The organism is Bacteriovorax sp. PP10, from assembly GCF_035013165.1.
GTDB classification, from domain to species: domain Bacteria; phylum Bdellovibrionota; class Bacteriovoracia; order Bacteriovoracales; family Bacteriovoracaceae; genus Bacteriovorax; species Bacteriovorax antarcticus.
In genome coordinates this window covers 161,181-173,927 of the sequence record NZ_JAYGJQ010000001.1, presented here as the reverse complement: position 1 = coordinate 173,927, position 12,747 = coordinate 161,181, and the positions used below count along the sequence as shown (strand labels likewise).

At 37.8% G+C, this 12,747-nt stretch carries 11 protein-coding genes and 1 pseudogene; 8 read left to right on the top strand and 4 right to left on the bottom strand.

Translation table 11 applies throughout. The features are described 5' to 3' along the window. Positions 1-43: 43 nt before the first annotated feature. Positions 44-1,045: pseudogene (gene ftsZ / locus SHI21_RS20660) on the top strand (cell division protein FtsZ); the annotation flags it as partial. Positions 1,046-1,806: 761 nt separating this feature from the next. On the opposite strand, the gene SHI21_RS00780 reads toward ftsZ, so the two are convergent. From SHI21_RS00780 to udk, 3 genes are read right to left on the bottom strand one after another with little or no spacing between them, the layout of a single operon-like run. Then, a complete protein-coding gene (locus tag SHI21_RS00780; RefSeq protein ID WP_323574196.1) occupies positions 1,807-2,409 on the bottom strand; it encodes a hypothetical protein in 603 nt (200 codons plus the stop codon). Then, a complete protein-coding gene (locus tag SHI21_RS00775) occupies positions 2,406-4,034 on the bottom strand; it encodes a ribonuclease J (protein ID WP_323574195.1) in 1,629 nt (542 codons plus the stop codon). Before SHI21_RS00775 ends, SHI21_RS00780 begins: the two co-directional genes overlap by 4 nt. Further along, on the bottom strand, positions 4,031-4,684 hold the full coding sequence (udk, locus tag SHI21_RS00770; RefSeq protein WP_323574193.1) for a uridine kinase: 654 nt from the start codon (positions 4,682-4,684) through the stop codon (positions 4,031-4,033). Before udk ends, SHI21_RS00775 begins: the two co-directional genes overlap by 4 nt. A 74-nt stretch (positions 4,685-4,758) precedes the next feature. On the opposite strand from udk, the gene SHI21_RS00765 reads away from it, so the two are divergent. The 6 genes from SHI21_RS00765 (at position 4,759) to SHI21_RS00740 (ending at position 10,361) form a co-directional block, all read left to right on the top strand. After that, positions 4,759-6,285 (top strand): ABC transporter substrate-binding protein, encoded by a 1,527-nt coding sequence (locus tag SHI21_RS00765; protein ID WP_323574192.1) that lies wholly within the window; start codon positions 4,759-4,761, stop codon positions 6,283-6,285. Beyond that, positions 6,275-7,258 (top strand): 50S ribosomal protein L11 methyltransferase, encoded by a 984-nt coding sequence (locus tag SHI21_RS00760; RefSeq protein WP_323574191.1) that lies wholly within the window; start codon positions 6,275-6,277, stop codon positions 7,256-7,258. The genes SHI21_RS00765 and SHI21_RS00760 overlap by 11 nt, the downstream gene beginning before the upstream one ends. Beyond that, positions 7,255-7,956: a 16S rRNA (uracil(1498)-N(3))-methyltransferase gene (locus tag SHI21_RS00755; protein WP_323574190.1), complete on the top strand. Its 702-nt coding sequence runs from the start codon at positions 7,255-7,257 to the stop codon at positions 7,954-7,956. The genes SHI21_RS00760 and SHI21_RS00755 overlap by 4 nt, the downstream gene beginning before the upstream one ends. Before the next feature lie 76 nt (positions 7,957-8,032). Beyond that, the gene (locus SHI21_RS00750) at positions 8,033-8,809 is read left to right on the top strand and encodes an RDD family protein (protein ID WP_323574189.1); all 777 of its coding nucleotides are present in this window, start codon (positions 8,033-8,035) and stop codon (positions 8,807-8,809) included. Further along, positions 8,810-9,271: a D-glycero-beta-D-manno-heptose 1-phosphate adenylyltransferase gene (rfaE2, locus tag SHI21_RS00745; protein WP_323574188.1), complete on the top strand. Its 462-nt coding sequence runs from the start codon at positions 8,810-8,812 to the stop codon at positions 9,269-9,271. It begins immediately after the preceding gene. Positions 9,272-9,527: 256 nt separating this feature from the next. Continuing rightward, a complete protein-coding gene (locus SHI21_RS00740) occupies positions 9,528-10,361 on the top strand; it encodes a flagellin N-terminal helical domain-containing protein (RefSeq protein ID WP_323574187.1) in 834 nt (277 codons plus the stop codon). Between the two features lie 57 nt (positions 10,362-10,418). On the opposite strand, the gene SHI21_RS00735 is transcribed toward SHI21_RS00740, so the two are convergent. Further along, a complete protein-coding gene (locus SHI21_RS00735) occupies positions 10,419-11,210 on the bottom strand; it encodes a TIGR02147 family protein (RefSeq protein ID WP_323574186.1) in 792 nt (263 codons plus the stop codon). 174 nt (positions 11,211-11,384) lie between these two features. Between SHI21_RS00735 and SHI21_RS00730 the strand changes: the two genes are divergently transcribed. Continuing rightward, complete coding sequence (locus SHI21_RS00730) at positions 11,385-12,698, top strand: hypothetical protein (protein WP_323574185.1); 1,314 nt, start codon at positions 11,385-11,387, stop codon at positions 12,696-12,698. The last annotated feature ends 49 nt before the right edge of the window (positions 12,699-12,747 follow it).

Genomic DNA, 12,747 nt, shown 5'->3' with positions numbered 1-12,747 from the left:
TATAAGTTTATTTGAATTCCCGTAGGAGGAATATATGTTCGAAATGACAGACGCAGAAAACAGAATCAACGGTGCTAAGATTAAAGTTGTCGGAGTTGGTGGTGGTGGATGTAATGCCGTTAACACAATGATCCGCTCTGGATTATCTGGTGTTGAATATATTGTAGCTAATACTGACGCTCAGGCATTAAGCATTTCACTTGCTGAAACAAAAATTCAGTTAGGTGGAACAGTTACTAAAGGTCTTGGAGCTGGAGCTAACCCTGAAATCGGAAAAAAATCTGCACTTGAAGATTATGAGAAAATTTCTGAAGTACTAAAAGGTGCTGACATGGTTTTCATCACTGCTGGTATGGGTGGTGGAACAGGAACTGGAGCTGCTCCGGTAATCGCTAAACTTGCAAAAGAACTTGGTGCTCTTACTGTTGGTGTAGTAACAAAACCTTTCGTATTCGAAGGTAAAAAAAGATTTAAACAAGCTGAAGAAGGGATTAGAAATCTTGAAGAAAGTGTAGATTCACTTATCACGATTCCAAACCAAAGACTTCTGTACCTTGCTGGAGAAAACCTTTCTCTAGTAGATACATTCAAAAAAGCTGACGAAGTTTTATTAAACGCTGTTCGCGGTATTTCTGATCTGATCAACAACACTGGTCACATCAACGCTGACTTCGCTGACGTTTCAACTGTTATGGCAAACAAAGGTCTTGCTCTAATGGGAACAGGAACTGCTGCTGGAGCTGGACGCGCGATTAAAGCTGCAACTGAAGCAATCAGCTCACCTCTTCTAGAAGATATTTCAATCAATGGAGCTACAGGTATCATCATTAACATCACAGGGAGTGACACACTTTCTATGCATGAAACAAATGAAGCTGTAACTCTAATCATGGAAGCTGCTGATGAAAACGCTGAAATCATTTTCGGTACAGTAATCGACAACAACATGGTTGATGATATTAAAGTTACAGTTATCGCAACTGGACTTGGTGGACAAATTAGAGCTCACGCTGGAATGATTTCTGGACAGTCAGCTTCTACATCTACAATCAATTCATCTCAAACAACTCAGCAAACTCAACAAGCTTACGTTGCACCTCAACCGGTACAACAACCAGTTTACGTTGCTCCAGTTGCTCAACCTCAATATGTAGCTCCTCAGTCTCAACCGACTGCTCAGCCAACATACTACTCTGAGCCAGCTCGTGAAATGGCCGCTCCTGTGAGAGAAACAGTAGTTCCACAAATGGAAACTCCAGTTTCGAGAGCACCAGTAAGTGAAGTTTCAACTCCAGTTGAAGCTCCAGTTGCTCCTTCATCAAATATCTCTCAAGGTCATACAGCTGAAGATCGTTCGGACTTCGACCGTTTTATGAGTGATAGAAATGCATATTCAAATGCATCTCACGAAGAGGAAATTGCTCACGTAGCTCCTCCAACTCAACAACCATCTCGTCTAATTCAACAAATTAGAGATGCAGCTAACCGTTATGAAAACACTGGATCACGTCCAGCTGCTACGACTCCGGGTAACCAGTCATCATCTCCAGTTTCTGAATCAGGTGTTGGTAACAATACAAGAGCAAAATCAATTGCTGAAAAACTTGGATTCATTAATTTTGATGAAGATGAGTTCGACACTCCTTCTTACCTAAGAAAAGAAGAAAAGACGACAGACAGACCAGCTCACAGAGAATTCAATAAGAACATCGACCTATAGTTAAAATTGTTTAAGGCCAGGCGGCTTTGGTGAACTCTTAAAATTAAGAAGTAAAAATGCTCCACAGGAGCATTTTTTCACCAAAGCTACTTGGCCTTAAATTTTTCAATCTCATTTTGTAAATCTTCCGCTTTATCTTCCACTACATTTAACTGAATAAAAGACTCGATATAATCTTCTTCAATGTTGATCTTGTAATGAGTTAATACGAAACTTGGAATCTTTTGATCCTGCCAGATATGGCGTTTGAAATGATAAATATATAAACCGTCTTCAGGTGTATTCGGAGTCGTTCTCACATCAGTGATTTGCTTCCACTTATTGTTAGCGAAAGTCTTGAAGTGCTCTTTGCAGAAATAAAGACTGTCGTGCTCGATAAGACATTGTTCACAGAAAACATCTTCACAAATTAAGCATGATCCTACCGAAGGAATATCTGGGTGATTTTCACAGTAGTATTTCTCTACTACTGATTCTTCAGATAACTTTTTAATTTTAGCTGGCGTTTCTACGACTGGAACTAGAACAGGACGCTCTTTTTCTGCGTGAGCAGCTTTAGCAGAAGTTTCATTCTTATTATTTAACAAGAGTTTAATCAGCACCACGCCAATAAGTGCAATCAGCAATAAAATGATGAATAAAAAAAACAAAATGATCGCGTAGATATTGTTTTGTAAAAATGTGTTCATAGAATATGGATTGTCGTCATAGGTTTATAACCAAGGATCTGATCGAAATAACGACGGATCGCTATTCGAAGTTCCTCATTCGTTTTATCTTCGTCTTTAAAATTAATTTGGATAAAATAGTTTTCTAGAAACCTTTTAAACTTTTCTTCATTAAGAGTCACAAGCGTTGGCAGTCCCATAAAGTTAAATGAGAATTTCTCAACTTTCGCTCTGGTTGTTGAAAGCTTAAGTGAAAGAAACACTGTCCCGTTACAGGCCATCTTTCTTCTTTCACTGATTTTTTCTTTTTCTAAAACAATTCCCTTTCCATGCATAATGATCGGCTCAATCGTCTCACCGTCGATAACTTTAAGTTTCAAGTCATCCATAATGATAAGTTCATCATGATTGTGAAAGTAATGAGCAGTGGCCGCAGGATAAGCTTCTTTTACAAAAGTGATATGCTCTCTGATGAAATAACTCTCACCATGAATAGGCACGATATCAGTTGGACTGTATTTATCGTAAAGCATTTTTAAGTCTGTTCTTCCCGGGTGACCTGAAACGTGGATTAACTTATCTGAGGCCGTGATGACTTTACATCCAACTTCAGCAAGTTTGTTAATCAGCATCGAGATCTTCTTTTCATTCCCTGGAATCGCCTTAGAACTCAGCAGAACAGTATCTTCCGGACGTGGCTTAAACATAGAGTCTTCACCAACGCAGAATCTTCTGAACGTCCCACGGAAATCTCCCTGGCATCCAGATAGAAGGACTACGATATCATCTTCAGTCCCTTTCATCGTATCTGCTTGTCGGACAACTGATTGATAATCAGGAATCATCCCTAGTTCATTGGCCGTGTTCAGATAACTGATCATTGATCGGCCGTGAGGGATAAGACGCTTATTGTGTTTTTTACATAAACTAATGAAACTCATCAAACGGTGAATGTTTGAAGAGAAACATGTAATGAAAATTCTATTGTTAGCTTCTTCAAAGATCTGATCTAAAACTGGAATTAAGTCCTGCTCAGAAGGAGTTTCTTTCGTTCCACTTGTAATGTTTGTGCTGTCACAAAGAAGAAGTCTTTTTGTTAATCCTTTAGAGAGTTTTTGAAGTTTATCAAAATCAAAAGGACGCTCGTAAATTGTTTTAAAGTCGATTTTAAAATCGGAGATAAAAAAGAATCCGACTTGCTGTTTTGTATCTCTAACTAACAGACCCACTGTCTCAGGTATTGAGTGGTTAACGTGAATCGGATCAATCGTGAAATCTTGAAATCCTAATTGATCATGATGACGGTATTCAGTGACCGGAAATGGGTGATGAGCAAATTCCAGTTTTTTTCTGATAAGCCCTGCCGTAAAAGGCGAAGCGAGAATTTTAATTTTTGGAAATTTCTTCACGACATGTAAAACGGCACCAATATGATCTTCATGGCCATGAGTAATAACCAGATGGCTTGGCACAGGAATAGAATCCATGTCGGGAATAAGATAATCAATATCGAAGAAGTCTTCATAAGGAAAAAGGATTCCGGCATCAATCAAAATTGTGTCGTTGTCACCTTGAACCAGGGTCATGTTCGAACCGATCTGCCCGACTCCACCGACTGGCTTAATTTTGATTAACGGCTTACTCATTTTTTACCTTTTTTGTTTTTCTTTTTTACTGGGGCAGCAACTTCCTTCGCGTGGAAGAGTTGATTAACTTTTGCGGCCAGGATTGAAGCGGCGATATCTGTTTCTTCACCTACGATAAAGTCAGCGTACTGTCTTTGTGGCTCAAGATATTTCTGATACATCGGTCTTACTGTTTCATAATACTGAGTGATCACTGAATCAAGAGATCTTCCTCTTTCTTCAACGTCACGGTGAAGACGGCGGATAAAACGGATGTCAGCTTCGACATGAAGGAAGGCCGTGATGTCACACATCTTTCTAATTTCTTCGTCATATAAACTGAAGATCCCTTCAAATAGCACAACCTTAGTTGGTTGAATCAAGCTTGAGGTTTTAAGTCTCGCGTTCTTTTTAAAATCGTAGTGAGGGCTTTTAACTGCCTTACCATTTTTTAGGTCTTGGATATGTTTTTGTAAAAGATCCCAGTCAAAAGCATCCGGATGGTCAAAGTTAGGTTTTCCCGTCGAGGTCTTTAGATCTTTTGGAAGCTTCGGAAGATAGTACGAATCCATGTGTAGAATTGAGACTTCCATATCAACGCTCTTTCTGACTTTATCAGCGAATGTTGTCTTTCCTGATCCCGATCCTCCACAAATAGAAATGATATGCACGAGCTCTCCTCAATTGGTATTTTATAAATAAAATGATAGATTAAATAGGTAACAAAAGAAAGAAGGAAGCGCTATTGAAGTCATTTGGGGCCATAGTCATTTTATTGGGTTTATTGATTGTTAATTCCTTGAGTGCCGAGGAGAAAATCAATATTGCCATCTCTGCTATTCCTAATAACTTGGCACCCTTCTATTCTACAGATGCCAACTCTCAAAATATTAATCGTCTGGTTCACTCAGCTTTAATTGATTTCAATGCGAAGATGCAGTCTGTTTGTATTGCCTGCGAAACTTATACAGACAAAATGAGAGGCGAGAAACAAGTTTTCACATTTAAATTAAAACCGAACCTCACTTTTACAGATGGCTCACCTGTTATGGCCTCTGATGTAAAAAAATCTTATGAGTATTTTGCCAAAGACCAAAATATTAAATCAACATTCATTGGTACTTATGAATCAATTGATTCAGTGAACGTCATTGACCCAAGAACAGTTGAATTTGTTTATAAAACTTTCTCGCTAGAGAACTTATCGAATCTTTCTCTTTTAAAGATTGTAAAAATCAAAGATGCGACAAAAGCGATTATCGGGCCTTTAGATATTATCGGATGTGGCGATTACGTTTTAAAAAATATTATGCCTCTTGAAATCATTGTAGAGCCAAGAAATAAAACGAAACCCGTACTTGTATTTAAAGTTGTTAAAGATGAAACGACTCTTGCTTTAAAACTGATCAATAAAGAAATTGACCTCTCAGTTGCCAATATGTCTCCGAGGAAAGTTTTTTGGTTAAAATCACAGGCCGGAATAAAAGTCCTGGATATGCCGAGTGGAAGTTTCCAGTTTATGGGGATCAATCACAAACACGATCTTTTTAAAGACATCAGAGTCAGACGCGCTTTTTCATTACTCATTCCGAGAAAAGACATTCTTGAATACAAACTTAAAAACACAGCAGTGCTTTCTGTTGGAATGTTCTCACCTGCTTTCAGTGATTTATTTGAACCGGCCGAAGTTGATAAAAATGACGTGGAACTCGCACGAAAACTTCTGGCAGAAGCTGGCTGGAAGAAAAATAAGAAAGGCATTCTGGAAAAAAATGGAAAACGTTTAGAAGTCGATTGGAAGGTAAGTAATAACAAGGCCAGCATTGAAGTGGTCGATGTATTGCAACACTATCTGGAAAAAGAAGGCATGATCGTCAATGTAAGTATCCAGGAATGGGGAACTTATATGAGTGCTTTTAAAGCTGGGAAATTTGATGTAGTAGTGGGTCAGTGGGTTGGTTTTACGGGACCAGATATGCTCCGCTTTGTTTTCCATTCGCAGTATACACCTCCCAAGGGTGGAAACCGCACTGGATACAATAATCCAGCACTGGATTTGGTTTTAGATAAAGCAAACGTAGAAACAGATTCTGTAAAAAGAAATGTATATTACAAACAAGCTTTAAAAATAATAAATGATGATTACGCGACAATTAATTTATGGCACCCGAATATAATCTGGATTGGAAGAAGCTGTCTGTCTGATATCACACTTGATTCGACTGGAAGTTTTTATCCTCTCAAAACATTAGAGAAGAACTGTGGAAAATAATAATAGAAAATTTAATTTCGTTTTACTGGGATACACGAGAGATACTGTCGAGTGGGCACCATCTATCAATGCTTACGCTGTTGAAGATTTTAACTGTGATGGTGTTGAAGAGTTCTCTCTTGAAGAAGCTCGCGTTGATGAAATTTTAGGTGAGCGCGCTTATTCTGGTGGAGACATTCCGGAGTCATTAATCGATGAAGTTCAGGCCGCAACAGTTGATCAGGATAATTTCACGTACAAGTATTTCTTTTACGAAGGTGACTTTGAAACAAACTCTGCAGAGTTCGTTTTCTTCATGAAGGAAAACTATCCAGAGATTTCACTTTATACAGCTCAAAAGAATTTTGAAGACTGGAATGCTGAATGGAAAAAATTCTACAATCCAATTTTTGTTTCAGACAAATTAGAAATTATCCCAGAGTGGATGGTTGATACTCATGTTAAAAAAGCTTCAACTCAAGTGTACATCTATCCAGGAATGGGGTTTGGAACGGGAACTCATGAAACGACATTTTTATGCTTAGTTTTATTCGATCAAATTCAAAATGAATTAAGTTCAAATAATACATGTCTTGATTTCGGGTGTGGCTCTGGAATTCTTGGAATTGCGGCCATGAAAACAAAACATTTAAAAACTCACTTCTGCGATATCGATCGCAGTGCTCTTGAAAACTGCACACAGAATTTAGTGTTAAACTTCGAAGGACAAAACCTTGAAGGGACAGAGCTTCTTTTAAGAGACAGATACACTCCGAAAAAATATGACCTGGTATTCGCTAATATTCTTGAGCATGTTTTAATCAGTGAGAAACCAACAATCGTTGCTTCTGTTAAAGAAGGCGGGCATTTAATTGTTTCTGGGATTTTAAATCACCAAGTAGATACAATCGTTCAGACTTATTCTCATATGGAGAAAAAAGCAGTAGTCACGAAAGGTGACTGGAGTGCCATTTTATTCAAGGACATCACTTGAGAGCTGTTTACCATTCTTTTGATAATGTTGATTCCGGTGATGTCTTAACAATTACTGGAGATGCTGCTCACCACTTAAATGTTGTGAGAGTAAAAAATAATGAAGTGATTCTTCTTTTAAATGGAAGAGGATCAATTTTAAGAGGTGCTATTCAATCTCTTTCAAAGCACGAAATCGACATTAAGATTGAGCACGCAGAAACTTTTGACTACAAACACGAACTCTCTCTGGCGATCGCAAATCCTAAAAAAGATGCGTTCGAAGACATTTTAAAGTCAGCCGTTGAATTAGGTTTGAAACATATCTACCCTCTTTCATCAGACTTCTCACAATACGATTATGCTCCAAGCGAGAGAATCCAAAGAGTGCTTGAGAGCGCCCTTATCCAATCGAACAATCCATTCTTTCCTATTATTCATGAGCAACAAACGCTTAAGAATTTTTTAAGCACGCATCAAGATACACTGGTATTTTTTAACTCTCAGATCAACCCTGAGACTGCAAAGTCAGTAGTTCAGAATGTTGCCAAAACAATTTTAATTGGCCCGGAAGGTGGCTTTTCTCCAAATGAAGTCGCGGAAATTTTGAAATTTTCTAAGGTTCAGGAGATTCATCTACCCACTCCAATTATGCGCGCACCAACTGCGGTCGCATCTTCGGTAGGTTATTTGCTTGCCAGTGGAAATGGCCCTAAATAAGAATCAAAAATATCATTGATGCTTTGAATTGTTTGTGGGATTCTAACAATAGAAACATACTTACATCAGGTAAAGCATGAATAAAGACCAGAGCACTCCTTCTACAAAGACAACTCCGCCTATTAAAATAGATTTGGATGAATTCCAAATTAGCGAAGACACTTTTAAGCCGATGACTAGAGGTCTGGGTTTTCACCACGACACGAAACGTCCGTCTTTTAAGCCAGCTCCAAAAGAAGTGAAAGCTTTCGGGTCTAGCAAATCACCGATGAACCAATCACTCAATTCAATGCCGACTTCTATAGGGGCAACTTCAAAGTCGTCTCCCAATTCAGCTCAAATGCCTTCTGGCCTTGAAGCTTTCTACGGGACAAAGCCTGCTGCGACTGAAACTCAAAACCTTTTTGAGAAACCAGTTCATGAACAAGTTGAAACTAAGAAAGAAAAAACAATCTCTGCTAAACCTGCTTCTCAAATGTCGCAGCTACTTGCATGGGTTATCGATATTCTTGTGATTGCAAGCTTTGTGGCCCTAACTGGAGCACTTTTGGTTTTTGCATCAGGAATTGAGTTCAACATGTACTCTCGTTTAATCTCACCACAAGATCTGATGATTTTTGGGGCAGCGATTTTCTCAATCTATTACCTACTTTATTTCACAATTTTAGAACTAAGCTCAACTCCAGGGAAAACTATTTTTGGTATCCGACTGGTGACAGTGTCTGGTGGTGAAGTAACTGTAAAACACACATTCACACGCGCTTTGATTTCTCTTCTGTCAGGAGTAGCTCTCTTTTTACCGATGCTTCTTGATTTTCAAGGGCGTTTGTCTGATACAAAAGTGGTGAAGTAAATGGAAACTCTCTCAAACGAGACAAAGGCGTTTCTTGAAGCAAACAAAGGTAAAAAAATCGTTTTTACCAACGGCTGCTTTGATATCCTACACCTTGGTCACGTTGAGTATTTAAACGAGGCCAGAGCTCAAGGAGACGTTCTAATCGTCGCAATTAACTCTGATGCCAGCGTAAGAGAATTAAAAGGCCCTGACCGTCCAATTAACAATGAAATTGATAGAGGCAACATGCTTCTAAACTTAAAAGCAGTTGATTGCGTACAGATTTTTACTGAACAAACTCCTCTGGAAATTATCAAGCTAATTAAACCAAACGTATTGGTAAAAGGCGGCGATTGGAGACCAGATCAAATCGTTGGTTCTGATTTTGTAACTGCTAATGGTGGTGAGGTGAAGAGTCTCATGTTTAAAACAGGGTATTCTACGAGTAACTTAATCAAAGCTGTTCAGGGCAAGAAATAAAAACTAATTTCCTCAAGAATTCATTTTCATCAACTCTCTAAATTCATTCAAAACCATCTAATACCCGATTCATTTTCTCCAATGAAAACATGGAAAATTTTGCTCTATTTTTGAATAAAACACTTCAGTAAGTTTTTATTACTCCGATATTTAATGCATGCAAAGGATGGGACTTTTGCAGACACTAACAAAGATTCCAACATGGTTGTTCGAGTCTTAAATTTTAAGGAGGAAGGTATGAATCTAGGGGACTAAAATGGGATTAAGAATTAACACAAACATTCAATCGTTAAGAGCACAATCATCAATGGGCCAAGTGGAAGCTAAAAAAGCTGACTCAATGGCAAAATTATCGTCAGGATCTCGTATTAATAAAGCGGGTGACGATGCAGCAGGTTTAGCAATCTCGGAAAAGTTAAAAGCTAACATCCGTGGTACTCAACAAGCTACAAGAAACGCTGGTGATGGTATCTCGATGATTCAAACAGCTGAAGGTGGACTAAGCGAAACTTCTAACATTCTTATTCGTTTAAGAGAGTTATCGGTTCAAGCTTCATCTGACACTGTTGGTGACACTGAAAGAAAATTTGCTGATTTAGAGTTTCAACATTTAACTCAAGAAGTAGATAGAATTGCAACTTCAACTGAGTTTAACGGTAAAAAACTGTTAACTGGTGAAGGTGATACGATGGAATTCCAAATCGGAGTAATGAACGATGCTAAAAACGATCGTCTTGCTTACAGACCACAGGATTCAAGCGGAAAAGCTTCTGATTTAGGTATTGAAGGCCTGGGAGTACAAACGAAAGCTAGTGCTCAAGAGAACTTAGAAAAGATCGACAACGCGATTAACGGAGTAAACGGAAACCGCGCGAATCTAGGTGCTCTACAAAACAGACTGCAGTCTACGATTTCTAACTTGGAAACAAGAAACGAAAACTTAGCAGCTGCGAACTCGAGAATTAGAGATACTGACGTTGCATCTGAGTCTGCAGAACTTGCGAAATCAAACATTCTGTCAGCTGCTTCGACTTCAGTTCTTGCGCAAGCTAATCAATCAGGATCAGCTGCTCTGAAACTTATTGGATAATTGAAAAAATCATTCTTAGAATTAAAAGGGCTCCGCTTGTGCGGGGCCTTTTTTTATTTAAAAGACATTCAGATCAATACCAACATAAACCATTTCTTCTTCTGGTGAGGGCGCAATCACCTTCTCAGTTTTCTCAATTGATTGAAGGAGAATTTCTTTGATCGCCTGGATATCAGCGTTCGCTAGTGAAAATACACCAGAGTAATTTAAGTTCAATGGATTTTTATCAGAGAGCATTCTGATAGTGTGAAGTCTCCAGTTTTGATGATGAGAAAGAATATAGGGAGAATCTTTTGGTAAGTGAATTCTCCAGCTACCAATGACATACTTATCATCTTTAAATTCAACGAGACCTTTATCAAGTAAAAAATCTAGTACTTCATTTAATCTGGCATTTGTTAGTTTTAATTTCTTTCTTATTTTTTCTTTTTGCTGAAATTCAGGAATTGAAACGAGAATGTGAAGAGCGGCGTATTCCCACGAACTATAATACTGATGATAGTCTTCGGCCTTTAAGTGCGATTTAACTTTAATACGATTTTTAATTTCATCTCGTTGCTTTTTAATCTGAACAATTTGCAGTTTGAAATAATCTTTCAACATTTGAGTAGAAGCTTTTTCTAATTGAAGCAGCAGCATAAAGAAGTGAGACTCTTCCTCACTCAACTGTAAAAATTGTGTGATCTTCATTCCCTGCTCAAGCGAAAAATCAGACAGGCCCTGAAGCACCTGTGAGATATAACCACTCTGACATCCTAAGTATTCTGCTAGCTCGGACCTAGTCCCACGTCTTTGATCCAGGCGATATTTCATATAGTTTCGATATTCTGGCTGTTCAAAAACTATCATGTTTCAATACCTTACCCTTGAATAGTTAGTAATTACTAACATTATAGCATGAATTTTTAGAAATAAAACCTATTGCGTTATAAGATCTCTTGTTAAGAAGTTCACCATGGAAATATTACTCAAAATGAGTTGGATATTTTGAAATCGTCTAACATGACAAGTAATGGAGAATTTATGAAATCACTGTCTTTCTTAGCACTAATGTTAGTGACATTCTCAGCACCCCCCACTTTTGCAGGTGCAGGATCTAGTGGGGGTGGTAATGCACTGGTGTGTTTTGATACACCAGAAATCCCAAAACAAATTCGTGAAAGGGATCAAGCTGGAAATATTATTGATGGATCAATTCGCAATGAACATATAAAACACATCACTCGTATAGAAGTCCTAGATCTTGTAGAAGCAAAATATTCGCGCGGAATGTCTGAGCTAAAATCACCAGAGCTGATTCAAATAATGGAAGGAGAAGATGTAGAAGATTATGCGCGCAGAGTGATTGAGCGAGTGAAAAATTCAGCCCCAGAGTTATATGACAGTCTTATTGAAACTTTGAGTAAAATACCTTCTGACCTGGCAGTTGCACAGCCTGATGGCCTTTATCCAGTTGATGATTACAATCTTCTTGGGCGACTTGATTCAAGTAATTGCGTCGTGGCCACAATAGCACTTCATCAAAATGAGGGTTCTAACGGTCTTAATTTATACTTCGATCAACGACTAATGTTTCATACCAAACACTCTCTACATAGTAGAGCAGTTACTTATCTGCATGAGATTGTTTATGCGTATGCAAGAACGAGATTTAAACACACGGATAGCCAAAATACTCGCAAAGTAGTTGGGCTACTAATAAGAAAAGATGTAAGTGTTGAAGAGCTACAGACAACTCTGAAGGGAAGCAATATGGATTCTGTATTGGCTTACAAGTATACCGGCAGAACTGATCGTGTAGGCTATCTCTACAGTTGGATCAATAGAAATAACGATTTGTTGATTGAAGGTTATTATTCAATTAATTATGAAAAGGAAATTAAGAATTATCTTGAGAGGGTAGCAAGTGATTTACGCTCCTTTATTCAGGTAGACGGGAGTAATGAAAAAGATATTGGTTACGCTATTAATGAGATTTTGAATATCTCAAACAGAACATCCTTTAAGAAAAAAGAAAAGATCAGAATAGAGGAAGCAAAAAGACTTTATTCTAAGTATAGAAATTATAAAATCGATAGTGAGAAATATACTCAAACTATTATAGAATCGGCCCTTAAAAAAGTTGTTATGGAAAACTATATAAGTATGCAGCAAAAAGAACTTTTAGAAATTCCTAATGTACCGTATGAGCAACTCAAAGAAATAGATAATAACATTCTAAGTAATATTGAAAATAATATGGGTGTGATTTTAAAAAGAGTTCTCGCTAATGATAGTCATATTTTTAAAGAAGCAATTGTAATTATCAATAAGATCGAATTTCAAAAGAAACTATAATTTCAGATTGTTATCGAGAAAGTAAATGTGTTTTGTGATTATGGAACTA

Coding starts and splice junctions, on each gene's coding strand:
- SHI21_RS00780 (WP_323574196.1), bottom strand. CDS start 2,409: ATGAACACATTTTTACAAAACAATATCTACGCGATCATTTTGTTTTTT.
- SHI21_RS00775 (WP_323574195.1), bottom strand. CDS start 4,034: ATGAGTAAGCCGTTAATCAAAATTAAGCCAGTCGGTGGAGTCGGGCAG.
- SHI21_RS00750 (WP_323574189.1), top strand. CDS start 8,033: ATGAATAAAGACCAGAGCACTCCTTCTACAAAGACAACTCCGCCTATT.
- rfaE2 (WP_323574188.1), top strand. CDS start 8,810: ATGGAAACTCTCTCAAACGAGACAAAGGCGTTTCTTGAAGCAAACAAA.
- SHI21_RS00740 (WP_323574187.1), top strand. CDS start 9,528: ATGGGATTAAGAATTAACACAAACATTCAATCGTTAAGAGCACAATCA.
- SHI21_RS00735 (WP_323574186.1), bottom strand. CDS start 11,210: ATGATAGTTTTTGAACAGCCAGAATATCGAAACTATATGAAATATCGC.
- SHI21_RS00730 (WP_323574185.1), top strand. CDS start 11,385: ATGAAATCACTGTCTTTCTTAGCACTAATGTTAGTGACATTCTCAGCA.